The organism is Nonomuraea thailandensis, assembly GCF_024172165.1.
Taxonomy (GTDB): Bacteria; Actinomycetota; Actinomycetes; order Streptosporangiales; family Streptosporangiaceae; genus Nonomuraea; species Nonomuraea thailandensis.
The window spans coordinates 7,998,984-8,015,669 of record NZ_JAMZEB010000002.1; the positions used below are offsets into that span (position 1 = coordinate 7,998,984).

Here is a 16,686-nt window from a genome sequence, read left to right on the forward strand (position 1 = left end):
GATTCCCTACACGGTCAATAGGTATTGATCTGCGCGATGCGCTCGACCAGCCCGTCCGTCTCGAAGCCGATCGGCTGCCACACCACGTGGTCGGCGCCCAGCGCCCTGGCCCGCGCCAGGTCCCCGGCCACCTGCTCGGGCGAGCCGGTGAGCGGCGCGCGCTCGTCCAGCGGACGCTCGCTGACCGTGCCGTTCACCTGGATCACCAGCGGGCCGGCGCCGCCGGCCTTGCGGTACGCCTCGACGCCGTGCCCGAGCTGGTCCCAGTCGAACACCACCGTGGTCAGCCCCAGGCCGAGCCCGGCCACCCGCTCGACCGCCGGGGGCGCCGCAGCGCCGCCGAGCAGGGTCAGCCCCGTCGGCTTGGGCCCGATGCCCGACTCGGGGATCGTGTAGAAGCGGCCGGAGAAGCTCACCGGGTCGGGGCCCCAGCAGGCGCGCATGGCCTCCACGTGCTCCGCGAAGCCCGCCCCGCGCCGCCTCACGGGCACGCCCGCCGCCTCGAACTCCTGCTTCATCCAGCCCTGCCCCAGCCCGGCCCAGACGCGGCCGCCGCTGAGCCGGTCGAGCGTGGCCAGCCGCTTGGCCAGCACGACAGGAGGGTGGAACAGCGCGTCGACGACCGTGGTGCCCAGGCGGATCGTGCTGGTCCTGGCCGCGAGGTAGGCGAGGGTCTCTAGCGGGTCGTAGACGGAGGCGCTGTCCTCGGGCAGCGGGATGACCTGCTCCAGCCCCAGCATCCAGGGCTCGGCGGGCCGCAGCAGGCGCTCGTAGGCCCACACCGCGCCGAGCCCCGCCCGCTCGGCCGCCTGGGCCACGCGGACGATCTCCTCCGGGCTCGCCTGCGGGCCCGTCACGGGAAGTCCGATTCCGAGATCCATCTCGTGCTCCTTCCTTGTCTGCACTTCTGACCAGGGCAAGGGTGGAAAGTCATCGGTTTACACGCGCCGGCATTCGTGATGCATTCGGGAAATGACCGTGCATGGCACTTGCGACCCCATGTTCTCCCAGGTGCGCGAAGAGTTCGAAGCGAATCTGGAACACCGCGGCGAGGTGGGCGCGTCGGTGTGCGTGATCGTCGGCGGCGAGGTGGCCGTCGACCTGTGGGGCGGGCAGGCGTCACCCGGCCGGCCCTGGGAGAGCGACACGATCGGGCACGTGTGGTCGTGCACGAAGGGCGCCACGGCGTTGTGCGCCCACATGCTGGCCTCGCGCGGCGAGCTCGACCTGGACGCGCCGGTGACCCGCTACTGGCCCGAGTACGGCGCGCGCGGCAAGGGCGGCACGCTCGTCCGCCACCTGCTCGCCCACCAGGCCGGGCTGCCCGCGCTGCGCGAGCCGCTGCCGCCCGGCGCCTTCTACGACTGGAAGCTGATGGCCGGGCGGCTGGCGGAGCAGGAGCCGTACTGGGAGCCGGGCACCAGGCACGGCTACCACGCGCTCACCTTCGGTTACCTGGTGGGCGAGGTGGTGCGCCGGGTGAGCGGGCGCTCGCTCGGCACGTTCTTCCGCGAGGAGGTGGCCGAGCCGCTCGGGCTGGACTTCTGGCTGGGGCTGCCCGAGGAGCAGGAGGGGCGGGTCGCGCCGACCGTGCCCGCCGATCCGCCGCAGGCGCCGGCCTCGTTCTACCTCAGGGCGTTCGGCGACCCCGCCTCGGTGCAGGCGGGGGTGCTGGCCCACGAGGGCGGCTACATGGCCGCCGGCGAGTCCGACAGCAGGGCCGCGCACGCCGCCGAGATCGGGGCCGTCGGCGGGATCACGAACGCGCGGGGGCTGGCGGGCATGTACCGCCCGCTGTCGCTGGGCGGCGGCGGCCTGGTGAGCAGGGAGCACCTGGCGCTCATGTCGCTCACCGCCTCGGCCGGCGCCGACGCGGTGCTGCTCGCGCCGACCCACTTCGCGCTGGGCTTCGTCAAGCCGGTGGACAACCGGCACCTGCCGGAGCCCGACAGCGAGGGCGTGCTGCTGGCCGAGACCGCGTTCGGGCACGTGGGGATGGGCGGCTCGATCGGGTTCTGCGATCCGGCGGCGCGGCTGGCGTTCGGCTACACGATGAGCAAGCAGGGCGCCGGGCTGGGCGTGAACCCGCGCGGCCAGGCACTGGTGGACGCGGCCTACCGGGCGCTCGGCCACCGTCAGGCCCACGGAGGCATCTGGTACGCCTGATCACCGGATACCGTGATATGTCACCATTCTTCCCAGGAGCAGCGGCATGTTCTTCGGTATCACGGATTTCTGGGCCTACGTCGTCGGCGCCTTCCTGATCATCCTCCTGCCCGGCCCGAACTCCCTGTACGTCCTGTCCTACGCCGCCCAGCACGGGGTCCGGCAGGGATACCGGGCAGCGGCGGGCGTCTTCGTCGGCGACACGGTGCTGATGGTCCTCACCGCCGCCGGCGCCGCCTCGCTTCTGAGGGCCAACCCGCTGCTGTTCACGATCGTCAAGTACGCCGGCGCGGGCTACCTGGCCTGGATCGGGTTCCAGATGATCCGTGGCGCCTGGAGGTCGTGGCGGTCCGCGCGGATGACGGAGGCGCCCGCCGCACAGGTGGACGCCCGCACGCGCCCGTTCCGCAAGGCCCTGACGATCAGCCTGCTGAACCCGAAGGCCATCCTGTTCTTCCTGTCGTTCTTCGTGCAGTTCGTGGACCCGGGTTACGCCAACCCCGCGCTGTCGTTCGTCATCCTGGGCGCGGTGATCCAGCTCTTCAGCTTCCTCTACCTGACCGGCCTGATCTTCGGCGGCACTTTCCTGGCCGCGCAGTTCCGCAGCCGCCGCCGGCTCAGCGCCGGGCTCACGTCCGGCGTCGGGGCCGTCTTCCTGGGGTTCGGCGCGAAGCTCGCCACAGCGTCACTCGGATGAAAGCCGTATTCAAGGTTGCGCTGTTTTCGTGGAGACAGATGGAACGCGTCAAAAGAGGCAGTCCCATCCCTCCTCCTCGGGTACGGTAAGCCACCGGCGTGCTTCCCGGGACGGCGGGTGATGGACGCATCGGTGACGTCGAGCGGTCCATCCGGAATGCCTGGTCCCCCGAAGCCCGGGTAGACGCTGATCGTCGGCCTATCTGCGGAGCAGCCTTGAACCATCCACCGGTCACCCTCCCACGCCTCACCGCGCTCGCCCGGCAGGCGGCTCCCCGGCTGCTCGAAGGCGTGGTCGCCCCCCTCGCCGTCTTCTACCTCGCCATGGTGGTCCTCGGCTTCAAGTGGGCGCTGGCCCTCACCGTCGCCTGGGTCTACCTGGGCGTGGCCTGGCGCCTCGTCAAGCGGGTCAAGGTGCCCGCCACCATGTACCTGGCCGCGTTCGCGATCACCATCCGGGCGATCGTGGCGTTCTGGACGGGGACGTGGATGTGGTTCTTCATCCAGCCCGAGATGGGCACGATCTGCATCAGCATCGCCTTCCTCGCCTCGGTGCGGCTGAACAGGCCGCTCGTGCAGAAGCTCACGCTCGACTACATCCACCTGCCGTCGGCGGTGCTCAAGCACGAGCGGGTGCGCCGGTTCTTCGCCAGGATCACGCTGCTGTGGGCGTTCGTGCTGCTGATGAACTCCACGCTGAGCATCTTCCTCGCGGTCTACGAGTCGATCGGCGGCTCGCTCGGCGCGTTCATGATCATGCGTACGTCAGCGGTGGCCGTGATCAGCGGCGCGGCGATCACCTTCTCGGTCATCGCCTTCAAGCGGCTCCTGCGCCGGCTGCACGTCGCGCACACCTGACCGCTCCACCAGCAGGAACGCCCCGCACAACCCCATGACGAGCCCGGTCAGCATGCCGAACAGCTCCACCAGGTCGGCTGGGCCGCCCCCTCCTCCGGCCAGCGGCCCGCCCACGGACCGGACGATCATCACGTAGAGGCCCCAGGCGAACAGGGAGCCCGAGCCCAGCCAGGCGATCGCCAGCGGACGCCGGAACGGGACGCCTCCGCGCCCGCGCACGATCACGACCAGCGCGACGGCCCCGGCGATCGCGAGCAGCCCCTTGAGCCCGCTCTGCGCCGCCGCCGCGGCCGGGCCGTCCAGGGCCTGCACGAGCCGCGCTCCGCCCACCACCACGGCCACCGGCAGCGCGCCCCAGGCCAGGATCGCCTGCAGCGGCCTGGTGGGGCTGGGGAAGGGCAGGCCGGTGGCCGTGGTGAAGGCGGCCGGCCAGCGGTCGCGGGCGTACAGGGCGAAGGCCGCCATGAGGCCGGCGCCCTGCCCCAGGAAACCCCCGTAGACCATCATGTAGACCCACGGCGCGATGGGGCCGCCGCTGAAGGCGGCCGTGCCTGCGGTCGCGACGAGGATCGGCGCGGTGACGACGATCACGGACAGCAGGCCGGTGCCCACCCAGAGGGGAAGCAGCACCAGCAGGCCGGGCAGCCGCATGCCCCACCGGGCGGTGAAGGCCAGCGCCAGCAGCAGGCCCACGGCCTCCATGCCGAAGGTCATCGCGTTCAGCCCGACCATCGCCGGGTCGTTCATCAGGCTCGGGTCGCTCACGCCGAGGGAGCTGCCGGTCAGCCAGAGGACCTTGAGCGTGAGGTAGGGCAGCATGGCCGCCACCGCCACGATCGCGGCAGTGCGGCGGCCGATGCCCGGCGCGACGTCCGTGGCGCCCGTGATGTGGCGGGGCCGGTGGCCGGTGCCCGGTGGGAGGTCCGTGGTGCTCACGGCCTGGCGGGGCCGGTGGCCGGTGCCCGGTGCGGGTTGCGTCATGCTCCGAGCCTCGCCTGCCCCGGGGCCGGGGCCCTCCCGCCTAGCGGGGATCCTCCTCCCCCTCGCGGGGGAGGGTCACGGTCAGCTCGAAGCCGTCGCCCGCCGGGCCGGCGGTGAGCGTGCCGCCGGCCAGGCGTACGCGCTCGCGCAGGCCCGCCAGCCCCAGCCCGCCGGTCCTGGCGGTGGGCCGGGAACGGGCCGGCCCGTTGCGTACGCGGACCAGGCGCGGCGCGACCGAGACCGTCACGGCCGCCCCGGGCGCGTGCTTGGCGGCGTTGGTGAGCCCCTCCTGCACCACCGCGGCGGCCAGACCGGGCACCGGCCCGGGGGCGAGGTCGAGGGAGATCGACATGCCGGAGCCGGCGGCCCGGCGCACCAGCTCCGCCACGTCCTCGTCCACGGGGGCCAGCGGCGCCGCGTCGGAGTCCTCGCGCAGCAGCCCGATGATCTGGCGCAGCCGCTCGGTGGCGTCGGCCGCCGCGAGCCGCAGCTCCCCCGCCGCCTTGACCTGGGCGGGGGCCAGGCCGGGAGCCAGCTCCAGCCCCGCCGCCCTGACCGCGATCAGGGCCAGGTCGTGGCCGAGCGAGTCGTGCATCTCCCGCGCGATCCTGGCCCGCTCCCGCAGCCTGGCCTGCGCCTCGGCCGACGTCCTGGCCTGCCGCCGCTGCTGCAGCAGCTTGCGGCGCAGCACCCCGAACAGGTGCGGCACCACGTAGGTGCCGACGACCGCGGTGATCATCGACACCCACAGCGCCAGATCACCGCCCCTGCCCAGCACCACCACCACGCCCACCAGCGAGATCAGGCAGAACGCGATCAGCGCCGGCCACCAACTGGCCATGCGCCGCCCGGTCAGGTACGCGTACCAGGCGATGAACGGCGACGTCGGCAGCAGCGGCAGGATCTTCACGTCGCGCCGGGGCAGCAGCCAGCTCAGGTCCACGGTCGCGAACCCCTCGCTGAACCGCCACGGCCCCAGCGGCAGCAGCAGCACCAGGGCCGCCAGCGGGTACGGCCGTCCCACGAGCACGGCCACCGCGGCCAGCGCCCAGCGGGGCACGGTCACCATGGCGAACCCGGCGGGGTCCCTGAACGGGTCGGGCCCCATGGCGGCGACGAACACGCCGAGCACGACGAAGAGCAGCACGTCATAGACCACCTGGCGGCGGTTGTCCCGGCGTAGACGCTTCACCGCACCGACGGTAGCGGCAGCGCCGGCAGGTGGATGCCGTCCGAAGTCAGGTGGCTCCCCTGACGAAAGTCGGGGTGGGGTGCCGTCCACCTTCGAGGTAGGGCTAGCCCCACCACGAATGCGCCTATCTCCACTCCTGATTCCACCGGCTCGAACCTGTTTGATCGTAGGTGTCATCCGGAGGTCGCAGGCGCTGCCCCCGACGAAAGTAGGGGGTAGTGCGTGCCGATCGTCCGATGTGCCGTGACCTGCGGAGTTTCTACCTTCAAGGGGTATCGGCCCTGACCCGCATAGGGGAAAGGACCGCGTTCGACCGGGGGCATCCCCGATGTTCCCGGACGTCACACGCCGCCAGGCTGTGTGAGTGCCCTAACGATCGGAGTACACGCTCATGTCGCACGCCATCCTCGACCTCGTCGAGCAGGTGATGTCGTCGCCGTGGTTGTATGTCGCGCTGTTCGCCCTGGCGCTGCTCGACGGGTTCTTCCCCGTCGTGCCCGCCGAGACGTCGGTGATCACCGCGGGGGTGTTCGCCGCCGCGTCCGGCGGGCCGAACCTGGCTCTGGTCATCGTGGTGGCCGCGCTCGGCGCGTTCGCCGGGGACCACATCTCCTACCTGATCGGCAACAGGTCGGCAGGCAGGCTGCGCGGCAAGAAGGCGTTCGTCTGGGCGCGGGGGGCCCTGGCGGAGCGGGGCGGCCTCGTCCTGGTCGTGGCCAGGTACATCCCCGGTGGGCGTACCGCGACCACGCTGACCATGGGCGCGGTGCGGCATCCGCTGCGCTCGTTCACCTTCTTCGACCTGATCGCGACGAGCTCGTGGGCGGTGTACTCCGGGCTGATCGGCTACTTCGGCGGGATGGCGTTCGAGAACGACCCGATCAAGGGCCTGCTGCTCGGCCTGGGCATCGCGCTGTCCATCACCGCCGTGGTGGAGATCGTGCGATGGGTCAGGAAGCAGCGCGCCATCAAGGCTTCCCCGGAACGTCTTCCTGCGGACACGTCCGTTTGACCCTGCCTGGCAACCATCCGTCTGAAAGGAGTGCGCATGACTGTGCTGGCCGCGGTGATCGCCCTGGTCGGTTCGCTGTTCTTCGCGCTCGGAGCCGCGCTGCAGCAGTTCGAGGCGGTCGGCTCCGCCAAGCCGGGGCTGCTCGCGCTGCTCCGGAGGCCACGCTGGCTGCTCGGCGGCGTGTCCATCCTGGCGGGTGGTGGCCTGCACATCGTCGCACTCGGGCTCGGACCGCTGACGATCGTGCAGCCGATGGGGGTGGCCAGTCTGCTGTTCGCGCTGCCCCTCGCGGCGACGCTGCACGGCCGCAGGCCCTCACGCGCCGAGCTGGTGTCCGCCGGCGTGGTCGCGGCCGGCCTGATCGGGCTGGTGCTGCTGGTCCCCGAGTCGCACGGCCCGACCCACCTCAGCCCGAACGGCGTGCTCACGCTGCTGGGCGTGGCGGGGGTGGCGGCGGTGCTGCTGTGGGCCGCCTCGCGGGTGGTCTCGCCCGCCGGCCGGGCGGCGCTGCTGGCGACCAGCTCAGGAGTGCTGTACGGCGCCACCGCCACCCTCATGCGGGTGCTGGTGGACGGCGACTGGAACTGGTGGTACCTGCTGGCACTGCCGGTCCCCGCGCTGCTGGCGCTGATGATGCTCCAGCGCGCCTACGCCGTCGGGCACTTCGGCGTCTCCTTCGCCTCGCTGCAGATCGCCGACCCGCTGACCGCGGTGGCGTTCGGCGCGCTGCTGCTGGGCGAGCCGCTGCCGACCGGGATCCTGCCGGTCGTGGCGGCCCTGCTGACCGCCGCGGGCACCGTCGCCCTGGCGCGGACCAGCCCGCTGGAGGCCCACCACGACCCCGCATGAGATCGCCCCGTTCACGGCTCTCCCCAAGCCATCCCTGACATCGGAGTTCATCGACATGGCCATGCCCCTGCACAGCGTCCCCGACCTCGCCGCGCTCTCCCCCGCCCCGGAGCGCCCGCGCCGCATCCTCATCTCGTCCGACACCTACCCACCCGACGTGAACGGCGCCGCCTACTTCACCCATCGCCTGGCCACCGGCCTGGCCGCCCGGGGCAACGAGGTGCACGTGATCTGCCAGTCGGACGTGGGCCCGGCCAGCGCCGACGTGGCCGACGGCGTGATCGTGCACCGGCTGCGCTCGGCGCCGCTGCTGGTCCACCCGACCATGCGCTTCACCGTGCCGACCAGGCTCGACCGGCTCGTCTCCATCATCAAGCCCGACGTGCTGCACACCCAGGGTCACTTCGTGGTCGGCAGGGCCGCCATGGCCGCCGCCCGCCGGGCCGGCGTGCCGATCGTGGCCACCAACCACTTCATGCCCGACAACCTCTTCCAGTTCGCCCACATCCCCGCGCGGCTGCGGGAGAAGGCGGGCAAGCTGGCCTGGCGCGACTTCAGCCGCGTCTTCAACCGCGCCGACCACATCACCACGCCCACCCCGCTGGCCGCCAAGCTGCTGTCCGACCAGGGCTTCGGGCGCGACGTCGAGCCGGTCTCCTGCGGCATCGACCTGACCAGGTTCCACCCGCACGCCGAGCCCAAGGCGTGGGCGCGCAAGATGTTCGACCTGCCCGACCGGCCCACGATCCTGTTCGTCGGCCGCCTGGACGAGGAGAAGCGCCTCGACGAGGTGATCCGCGCGCTGCCGCTGGTGCTCAACGAGACCGACGCGCAGGTCGCCTTCGTCGGCAAGGGCAACCAGCGGGAGGAGCTGACGCAGCTGGCCAGGCGCATCGGCGTGAGCGAGCGGGTGTTCTTCCTCGGCTTCGTGGCCGACGAGAACATGCCGCAGGCCTTCTCCGCCGCCGACGTGTTCGCCATGCCGGGCGTCGCCGAGCTGCAGAGCATCGCCACGCTGGAGGCCATGGCCTCGGGGCTGCCCGTGGTGGCCGCCGACGCGATGGCGCTGCCGCACCTGGTGGACGACAACGGCTACCTCTACCAGCCGGGCGACGTGGTCGCGCTGGCCCGGCACCTGACCGCGATCCTCGCCGACGACGGCCTGCGCGCCCGGCTCGGCAAGGCCAGCAGGGAGCTGGCACTCACCCATGACGACCAGGCGTCGCTCGCCCGGTTCGAGCGGATCTATGACGAGGTGATGCGATGACGCCCAGGCAGAGCGTCTGGGGCACGATGATCGGCACGCTGGTGTCGGCCGGTGCGCTCGCGTACGCGGACGTGGCGCTGCCCACCCAGGTGCTGCTCAGTGACTACGCGCTGGTCTCCGGCGGGCTGGTGCCCGTGCTGATCGGGATGCTCGCGCTGGCGGCGGCCTGCCTGTGCCTGGCGTACGGGCTGGTCACCCTCGACCCGGCGCGCACCGCGCCCACCCGGGTGCTGCTGGTGGCCGGGGCGGCGGGCCTGATGATGAGCGCGATCTTCCCGACCGACCCGGGTACCTCGCAGATCGGCACGGTCTCCGGCGAGATCCACCGCTGGTCGGCGGCGGTCGTGTTCACCTCGCTGCCGGTCGCCGGCTGGATCCTGGCCAAGGGCAGGGCGGCCGCGCCCCGCTGGAACGCGGTGCGCGCGCTGAGCGTGGCCGCCGCGGCGACGCTCGCGATCTACCTGGCGGCCCACCCTGCCACCATCACCTCGTCGCTGATCAACGGCGCCGGCTACTACGGGACGCTGGAGCGCGGCGTCGTGCTGGCCGAGATGGCGCTGCTCATCGCCATGGCGCTGGCCGCCTTCTCCGGCCGGGCCGTCGCGAAGAGCGAGCCCGTCCCCGCCGAGCCGGCCGAGGCCACCGGGCACGAGCGTGAGGAACGGCTCGCCGCCTGATCGCCCCGCGACACTTCGACCGCCGCCGAAAGGACTTCGCCCTAGCGTGACCTCATGCTCATCACACGTCATGCCGAAGCCGCGGCGGTGCTCTCCGACACCAGGTACGTGCCGCCACCCGTACGCCAGGACGGCGCGGAAGGAACGCTGGCCTGGCTGCGCGCCCGCGTGTCCCGGTTCAGCGCCGGCGAGACGCACGCGCGGCGGCGCCACGAGCTGACCGGGCTCCTGGCCGGGCTGGACCCCGCCGGGCTGCGATCGGCCGCCGGGGCGCTGACCAGGCAGCGGGGCGGTGACTGGCGAGGCGTGCCGACGGCCGTGCTGGGGGCCGCGCTGGGCGTCCAGGACACCGGTGCGGTGCCCGCCGCCGCGGCCGGCTACCTGTCGGGCGAGGAGAGCCCGCAGGCCGACGCCGCCGTGGCCGAGCTGCTGAAGCTGGCCGGCGTCCCGGTGATCACGCTGCTGCTGCAGGCGCACTCCGCCACGGAGGGCCTCATCGAGACCGCACTCCGGCACGCCGCCCCCGGCCAGGACATCGACGAGCTGCTGCGCGAGACGCTCAGCCAGGATCCGCCGCTGCGGGCCACCCGGAGGCTGGACACGCACACCGGCGACGAGGTGACCATCGACCTGGTGGCCGTCAACCGCGACCCCGACGCGTTCGACCCCGCGCGCGGCCACGTCCCGCACCTGACGTTCGGCCACGGCGTGCGCCCCTGCCCCGCCCCCGCTCACGCGCTCGCGCTGGCCGCGGGCGTCCTGGAGGGACTGCTGAAGTGAACTTCCACGACCTGCACCGCCCCGGCGACCCGCTGCTGCTGCCCAACGCCTGGGACTACGGCTCGGCGGCCCACCTGGCCGCGCACGGCTTCCCCGCGATCGGCACGACCAGCCTCGGCGTGGCCGCCGTGCATGGCAGGCCCGACGGGGCCGGCGCCACCAGGGCGGAGACGATCGAGCTGGCGGAGGCGATCAGCGGCCTGGGCGTCCTGGTGACGGTGGACATCGAGGGCGGGTTCAGCGACGACCCCGCCGAGGTGGGCGAGCTGGTGGCGGGCCTGGCCGCGCTGGGCGTGGCGGGCGTCAACCTGGAGGACGGCCGCCCGGACGGCACGCTGCGCCCCATCGGGTTGCAGCAGCGGATCATCGAGGCGGCCAAGGGGCACGGGGTGTTCGTCAACGCGCGCACGGACACGTACTGGCTGGGCTCCGGCGAAGGCACCCGCGAGCGGCTGGACGCCTACGGGCACGCCGACGGCGTCTTCGTGCCGGGGCTGAACGACCTGGACGAGATCGCGAAGCTGGCGGCGAGCACGCCGCTGCCGCTCAACGTGCTCTACCAGCAGGGCGGGCCCGGCCTGGCCCGGCTGGCCGAGGCCGGGGTGGCCAGGGTGAGCACCGGGTCGCTGCTCTACCGGGCCGCGCTGGCGGCGGCGCTGGGCACGGCGCTCGGCGTCCGCGGCGAGCAGGCTCCGGGGATCCCGACATATAACGAGATCGCCGCTCGATTGCCGTGATAATCGAGACATGCGCTTCCAGATCCTCGGGCCCACGAACGTGCTGGGCGAGGACGGCCGGCCGGTCACGCTCGGCGGCCCCCGCGTACGTGCCCTGCTGACGCTGCTCGCCCTGCACGCCGGCCGCATCGTCGGCGCGGAGCAGCTCGTGGACGGCATGTACGGCCCCCGACCTCCCGAGGGCGTGGCCAACGCGCTGCAGTCGCAGGTGTCCCGGCTGCGCCGGGCGCTGGGGCGGGACCTGGTGGAGTTCCACCCGGCCGGGTACCGGCTGGTCGCCGACCCGCGGGACGTGGACGCGCGCAGGTTCGAGCTGCTGACGGCCGAGGGCAGGCAGGCGCTGGCCGGCGGCGACCCCGGGCGGGCGGCTGCTCTGCTGCGCGAGGCGCTGGAGCTGTGGCGGGGCGCGCCGCTCGCCGACGCCCCGCACGCCGAGGCCGCCGCGGCGGCCCTGGAGGAGCTGCGGCTGGCCGCCACGGAGGACCGCGCGCAGGCGGACCTCGACCTCGGCAGGCACCGGGAGCTGGTGGCCGAGCTGAGCCAGCTCACGACCGCGCACCCGCTGCGCGAGCGGCTGCGCGCCCAGCTCATGCGCGCCCTGTACGGCAGCGGCCGGCAGGCGGAGGCGCTGACCGTCTACGAGGAGACCAGGAAGCTGCTGGACGACGAGCTGGGCATCGAGCCCGGCGCCGAGCTGGCCGCGGCCCACCTGGCCGTCCTCAGAGCCGACCCCGCGCTCGGCCCCGCGCTCCCGCCCGGCACCACGCCCCCGCAACCCTCGACGCCCGGGGCCGCAGCCCCGGCGGGGACGGCCGGCCAGGGCGGGGCCGGGCAGCCGGCCAGGCGGGGGCTGCGGGCGCAGCTCACCAGCTTCGTGGGCCGCGCCGAGGAGCTGGCGCAGGTCGGGTCCAGGCTCCGGGACAGCAGGCTCGTCACGCTGATCGGCCCGGGCGGCGCGGGCAAGACGCGGCTGGCGATCGAGACGGCCGCGCAGGAGCCGGGCGACGTGTGCTTCGTGCCGCTCGCCCCCGTCTCCGACGGCGACGGCGTGCCGCAGGCCGTGCTGGCCGCCCTCGGCGTGCGCGACGCCCTGCTGAACATCAACGGCCGGCCCACCCTGGACCCCGAGGCCAGGCTCGTCGCCGCGCTGGCCGAACGCGAGCTGCTGCTGGTGCTGGACAACTGCGAGCACCTCGTGACGGCCACCGCCGAGCTGGCCGACCACCTGCTGGCCGCCTGCCCCGACCTGCGCGTGCTGGTGACGGGCAGGGAGGCGCTGGGCATCACGGGCGAGTCGATCCTGCCCGTGGCGCCGCTGCGGCTGCCGCCCGCCGAGACCGACGAGCCGCTCGGCTATCCCTCGGTGCGGCTGTTCGCCGACCGCGCCGCCGCCGTGCGGCCCGGCTTCGCGGTGGACGCGGGCAACGCCGGGCACGTCGTACGCATCTGCCGGGCCCTCGACGGGCTGCCGCTGGCCATCGAGCTGGCGGCGGCGCGGCTGCGTACGCTGTCGATCGCCGACGTCGCGGCCCGGCTCGACGACCGGTTCAGGCTGCTGACCCGCGGCAGCCGCACGGCGCTGCCCCGGCACCAGACGCTGCACGCGGTCGTGGCGTGGAGCTGGGACCTGCTGGACGAGAGCGAGCAGGTGATGGCCAGGCGGCTGAGCACGTTCGTGGCGGGGGCCCGGCCCGAGGCGGCCGAGCGGGTGTGCGGGCTGCCGGAGGAGGTGCTGTTCTCGCTGGCGGAGAAGTCGCTGGTGGAGTTCGCGGACGGGCGCTTCAGGATGCTGGAGACGATCCGGGCGTTCTGCGCGGAGCGGCTGATGGAGTCGGGCGAAGGCGACACGATCCGCGACGCGCACGCCCACTACTACCTCGACCTGATGCTGACGGCCGACCCGATGCTGCGTACGGGCACGCAGATGGAGTGGCTGGCCAGGCTCGACGAGGAGAGCGGCGACCTCGACGCGGCCGTGCGCTGGGCGACCGAGACCGGGCAGTTCGAGCTGGGCATGCGGCTGCTGGCCCAGAGCGCCTGTTACTGGTGGATGCGCGGCCACCGCACCGCGAGCGCGAACCTGGCCGCCGCGCTGCTGGCCGCGCTGGGCGATACGCGCGTGCCCGGCCTCAAGGAGGAGTACAGCATGTGCGTGCTCATCGTGGCCTGGGCCGGAGGCATGGACGAGCCGCTGCGCGAGCGGCTGGCCGAGGTGCGGCGGCTGCTGCCGATCGACTACGTGCCGGTGCGGGTCGAGTTCATGATGATGCTGCTGTCGATGTTCACGGGGCCGCCCGACGACTTCGGGGCGATGCAGGAGTTCTACCTGGCCGCGGTCAGCGGCCTGTCGCCGTGGAAGAAGGCGCTGGCCAACTGCGGCCACGCGTTCGTCCTGCAGATCCTCGGCCGGATCGACGAGGCGCTGAACCATTTCGAGCTCAGCCTGGCGGGGTTCAGGGCCATCGGGGAGCGGTGGGGCATGGTGCTGGTGCTGTCCGGGCTCGGGGCGCTGCGCCAGCGGGAGGGCGACTACGCGGCGGCGCACGCGCTCGCCGACGAGGCGCTCGCGCTGGCACGCGAGCTGGGCTCGGCCACGGAGACCGCCGAGGGGCTGTGCCGCCGCGCCGACGCGCGAAGCCCCCTGGGCGACGTGGAGGGCGCGCGAGCGGACTACGCGGAGGCGGCCGAGCTGTCGCGCCGCAACGGCTCCATGGAGACCCTGGCCTGGGCCCTGCTCGGGCTGGGGCTGGTCGAGGTGGAGCGCGGCGACCCGGACGCCGCCCGTGCGCTGCTGGTCCAGGCGCGCGAGGTGTGCCCCCGCGGCTGGTACAGCACCGAGGACACCCGCTGCCGCATCGACACCGCGCTGGCGCAGATCAGCGACTCGGTCAGCGAACGGTAGGCCCGCCGTCAGCCGCCCTCATCAGAGTGTGCGGCATGAAGAACAAATGGGCCTGTCTGGCCATCGCCTGCCTGGCCACGCTGCTGCTCTCCCTGGATCTCACGGTCCTGCACCTGGCCCTGCCCCGGCTGGTGGCCGACCTCGGCGCGACCTCCACGCAACTGCTGTGGATCGGCGACATGTACGGCTTCGCGCTGGCCGGCCTGCTCGTCACCATGGGCAACCTCGGCGACCGCATCGGCCGCAAGCGCCTGCTCCTGATCGGCGCCGTCGCGTTCGGCGCCGCCTCCGTGGTCACCGCGTACGCGCCCACCCCCGAGCTGCTGATCGCGGCCAGGGCGCTGCTGGGCGTGGCCGGCGCCACGATCATGCCCTCGACCTTGTCGATCATCCGGAACGTGTTCACGGAGCCGGGCGAGCGCACCGCGGCCATCGGCGTCTGGAGCGGGATGAGCGCGGCGGGCTTCGCCGTCGGCCCCGTGGTCGGGGGCGTGCTGCTCGACCACTTCTGGTGGGGCTCGGTCTTCCTGATCAACGTGCCGATCATGGCGCTGGTGCTGGTGGGCGGCGTCCTGGTGCTGCCGGAGTCGCGCAACCCGTACGCGGGCCGGATCGACCTCGTCAGTGTGGCGCTGTCGTTCACCGGCATCGTGACGGCCATCTACGCGATCAAGGAGGCGGCGCACAAGGGCGTCGGGCACCTGGACGTGGCGGCTGCGGGCCTGGCGGGGGCCGTGCTGCTGGCGCTGTTCGTGTGGCGGCAGACCACGCTCGCCGAGCCGCTCATCGACGTGCGGCTCTTCGCGCGGCGCGCGTTCACCGCCTCGATCCTGACGAACCTGCTGGCGATCTTCGCCATGTCGGCCATGATGCTGATGTTCGCCTGGTACCTGCAGCTGGTGCTCGGCTGGTCGCCGCTGCAGGCGGGGCTGGCGCAGCTCCCCGGCGGGCTGAGCGGCGCGGTGGGCGGCGTGCTGGCCGCCAGGCTCATCCGGCACCTCGGCAGGAACGGCGTGGTCGCGCTGGGCCTGGCCATGAACGCGGGCTCGTTCCTCTACTACGCCACGCTCGGCACCGAGCTGAACTACCTGACCCTGCTGCCCGTCATGGTGATCGGCGGCATGGGCGTCGGGTTCGCCTTCACCGTCAACAACGACAACGTGCTGGCCACGGCGCCGCGGCAGCGTGCGGGGGCCGCCGCCGCGGTGTCGGAGACCGCGTTCGAGCTGGGCGGCGCGCTCGGCATCGCGATCCTGGGCACGGTGCTGACCAGCGCCTACCGGGCCGGCCTGGAGGTGCCCGCCGGGGTCCCGGCCGAGGCCGCCGGTGAGTCGATCGCGGGAGCGCTGAACCTGGCCGCCGCGCTCCCCGGCGAGCAGGCCGCCCAGCTCGTACGGGCGGCGCAGGCGGCCTTCGTCGAGGCCGTGCACCTCACCTCGCTCGTCACGGCGGGCCTGCTGGCCGTGGTGGCGGTGCTCGCCCTGGTGGGCCTGCGCGGCGTGCCGAAGGTCATCCCGGAGGAGGTGCTGTCCGGCGCGCACTAGCTCACGCGATGGGGTTCGTCGGGCAGGGGCGGGTTCTCGTCGGGGACAGGTCGTCGAGGCGGTGGCCGATCATCCGGGCGATGCCCTCGATGGTCTGGATGCCCGTCCCCTCGCCCGGCTGCCGGTCGGTCTGCACCGACAGCAGCAGGTCCCGCTCCGGCCCCACGACGCGGCCGTAACTGGTCACCGCCCACGTGTGGTGGATGAACGGCCGCGGCGTCCACCCGTTCTTCAGCGCCACCCTGTCGCCCGGCCTGGCGGCGGCGCTGACGCCCCACGCCTGGTCCTTCTGCACCCGCTCCATCAGCCCGAGCACCGTCCCCCGGTCGCCCGCCGTCAGCCCCTTGCCGCCCTTGACCAGCACCTTCAGCAGGCGGATGCGGTCGGCGGGGCTGGTGTTGGTGCCGCCCCAGTACTTGCTCGGCCCCGGCGTGGTCTCCTTCAGCCCGATCCGGCGGTAGAAGTCGCTCATGGCCCCGCCGCCGCCGACGCGCGACCACAACACGTCGGCGGCGCGGTTGTCGCTCTCCCTGATCATGCGGGAGGCCAGGTCCCGCTCGCCCTCGTCGAGGCGGGAGTCGCGGCCGGCCAGCAGCGCGGCGAGGATGTCCACCTTGGCGCCGCTGGCGGTGATCATGTCGTGCTCGTGCTCCCCGTGGCCCAGCCGGACCCCGGTCACCAGGTCCAGCGCGCCGTAGACGATCCGGCCCGGCCGGCCGCGCACGTACTGGGCGATGTCGCGTTCGAGCCGTGCCCGGGCGGCATTACCCGCCCGGATGTCACGAAATTTCAGGACACAGCGGGCGACCTTGACCGGCGCCTCCACCGCGGCGGGCACCACCGGCGCCTTCCCCGCCCCGCAGCCGGCCGCGCAGCCGACCGCGCAGCCCGCCGCGACCGCCGATCCGAGCCAGGCCATCCACTTCCCACGCACGCGCGAACCCCCGTGATCTCGTCGGGGGTCGTACGGATGATGCCCGGCCGGGCGGCCCTGCCCATCCCGCCAGGCGGTTTCCTGGCGAGAC

At 73.2% G+C, this 16,686-nt stretch carries 15 protein-coding genes; 11 read left to right on the top strand and 4 right to left on the bottom strand.

What is annotated here, in order from left to right; translation table 11 throughout:
* Positions 1 to 14 precede the first annotated feature (14 nt).
* Entirely contained in the window at positions 15 to 881 is an 867-nt protein-coding gene (locus HD597_RS40425) for a TIGR03619 family F420-dependent LLM class oxidoreductase (protein WP_253749658.1), read from the bottom strand.
* Between the two features lie 91 nt (positions 882 to 972).
* Here HD597_RS40425 and HD597_RS40430 point away from each other — a divergent pair, with 91 nt between their 5' ends.
* The 3 genes from HD597_RS40430 (at position 973) to HD597_RS40440 (ending at position 3,720) form a co-directional block, all read left to right on the top strand.
* Positions 973 to 2,166: a serine hydrolase domain-containing protein gene (locus HD597_RS40430; RefSeq protein WP_253749660.1), complete on the top strand. Its 1,194-nt coding sequence runs from the start codon at positions 973 to 975 to the stop codon at positions 2,164 to 2,166.
* Positions 2,167 to 2,212: 46 nt separating this feature from the next.
* A complete protein-coding gene (gene leuE / locus HD597_RS40435; RefSeq protein ID WP_253749662.1) occupies positions 2,213 to 2,863 on the top strand; it encodes a leucine efflux protein LeuE in 651 nt (216 codons plus the stop codon).
* 215 nt (positions 2,864 to 3,078) lie between these two features.
* Positions 3,079 to 3,720 (top strand): VC0807 family protein, encoded by a 642-nt coding sequence (locus tag HD597_RS40440; RefSeq protein WP_253749664.1) that lies wholly within the window; start codon positions 3,079 to 3,081, stop codon positions 3,718 to 3,720.
* Here HD597_RS40440 and HD597_RS40445 read toward each other — a convergent pair.
* Together HD597_RS40445 and HD597_RS66175 are read right to left on the bottom strand one after the other, a co-directional pair.
* The gene (locus HD597_RS40445) at positions 3,628 to 4,701 is read right to left on the bottom strand and encodes a hypothetical protein (protein WP_253749666.1); all 1,074 of its coding nucleotides are present in this window, start codon (positions 4,699 to 4,701) and stop codon (positions 3,628 to 3,630) included. The two genes, HD597_RS40440 and HD597_RS40445, sit on opposite strands and share 93 nt — an antisense overlap.
* A 40-nt stretch (positions 4,702 to 4,741) precedes the next feature.
* Positions 4,742 to 5,893, bottom strand: a complete 1,152-nt coding sequence (locus tag HD597_RS66175; protein WP_253749668.1) for a sensor histidine kinase — start codon at positions 5,891 to 5,893, stop codon at positions 4,742 to 4,744.
* A gap of 391 nt (positions 5,894 to 6,284) precedes the next feature.
* Between HD597_RS66175 and HD597_RS40455 the strand changes: the two genes are divergently transcribed.
* Genes HD597_RS40455 through HD597_RS40490 form a run of 8 tightly spaced genes read left to right on the top strand, consistent with a single transcriptional unit; the run spans position 6,285 to position 15,661 of the window.
* A complete protein-coding gene (locus HD597_RS40455; RefSeq protein WP_253749670.1) occupies positions 6,285 to 6,905 on the top strand; it encodes a DedA family protein in 621 nt (206 codons plus the stop codon).
* A 36-nt stretch (positions 6,906 to 6,941) separates the two neighbouring features.
* A complete protein-coding gene (locus HD597_RS40460; protein WP_253749672.1) occupies positions 6,942 to 7,754 on the top strand; it encodes a DMT family transporter in 813 nt (270 codons plus the stop codon).
* A 55-nt stretch (positions 7,755 to 7,809) separates the two neighbouring features.
* Positions 7,810 to 9,021 (top strand): glycosyltransferase, encoded by a 1,212-nt coding sequence (locus HD597_RS40465; protein WP_379498380.1) that lies wholly within the window; start codon positions 7,810 to 7,812, stop codon positions 9,019 to 9,021.
* Positions 9,018 to 9,698 carry a DUF998 domain-containing protein gene (locus HD597_RS40470; protein ID WP_253749676.1) on the top strand — a complete coding sequence of 227 codons (681 nt, stop codon included), beginning with the start codon at positions 9,018 to 9,020 and terminating at the stop codon, positions 9,696 to 9,698. Before HD597_RS40465 ends, HD597_RS40470 begins: the two co-directional genes overlap by 4 nt.
* Positions 9,699 to 9,752: 54 nt before the next feature.
* Positions 9,753 to 10,478, top strand: coding sequence for a cytochrome P450 family protein (locus tag HD597_RS40475; RefSeq protein WP_253749678.1), 726 nt, complete (start codon positions 9,753 to 9,755; stop codon positions 10,476 to 10,478).
* Positions 10,475 to 11,215 carry an isocitrate lyase/PEP mutase family protein gene (locus HD597_RS40480; RefSeq protein ID WP_253749680.1) on the top strand — a complete coding sequence of 247 codons (741 nt, stop codon included), beginning with the start codon at positions 10,475 to 10,477 and terminating at the stop codon, positions 11,213 to 11,215. Before HD597_RS40475 ends, HD597_RS40480 begins: the two co-directional genes overlap by 4 nt.
* A gap of 10 nt (positions 11,216 to 11,225) precedes the next feature.
* A complete protein-coding gene (locus HD597_RS40485; protein WP_253749682.1) occupies positions 11,226 to 14,117 on the top strand; it encodes an ATP-binding protein in 2,892 nt (963 codons plus the stop codon).
* A 35-nt stretch (positions 14,118 to 14,152) separates the two neighbouring features.
* A complete protein-coding gene (locus HD597_RS40490) occupies positions 14,153 to 15,661 on the top strand; it encodes an MFS transporter (protein WP_253749684.1) in 1,509 nt (502 codons plus the stop codon).
* A 1-nt stretch (position 15,662) separates the two neighbouring features.
* Here the strand turns inward: HD597_RS40490 and HD597_RS40495 are convergent, their stop codons facing one another.
* The gene (locus HD597_RS40495) at positions 15,663 to 16,595 is read right to left on the bottom strand and encodes a serine hydrolase (protein WP_253749686.1); all 933 of its coding nucleotides are present in this window, start codon (positions 16,593 to 16,595) and stop codon (positions 15,663 to 15,665) included.
* Between the last annotated feature and the right edge of the window lie 91 nt (positions 16,596 to 16,686).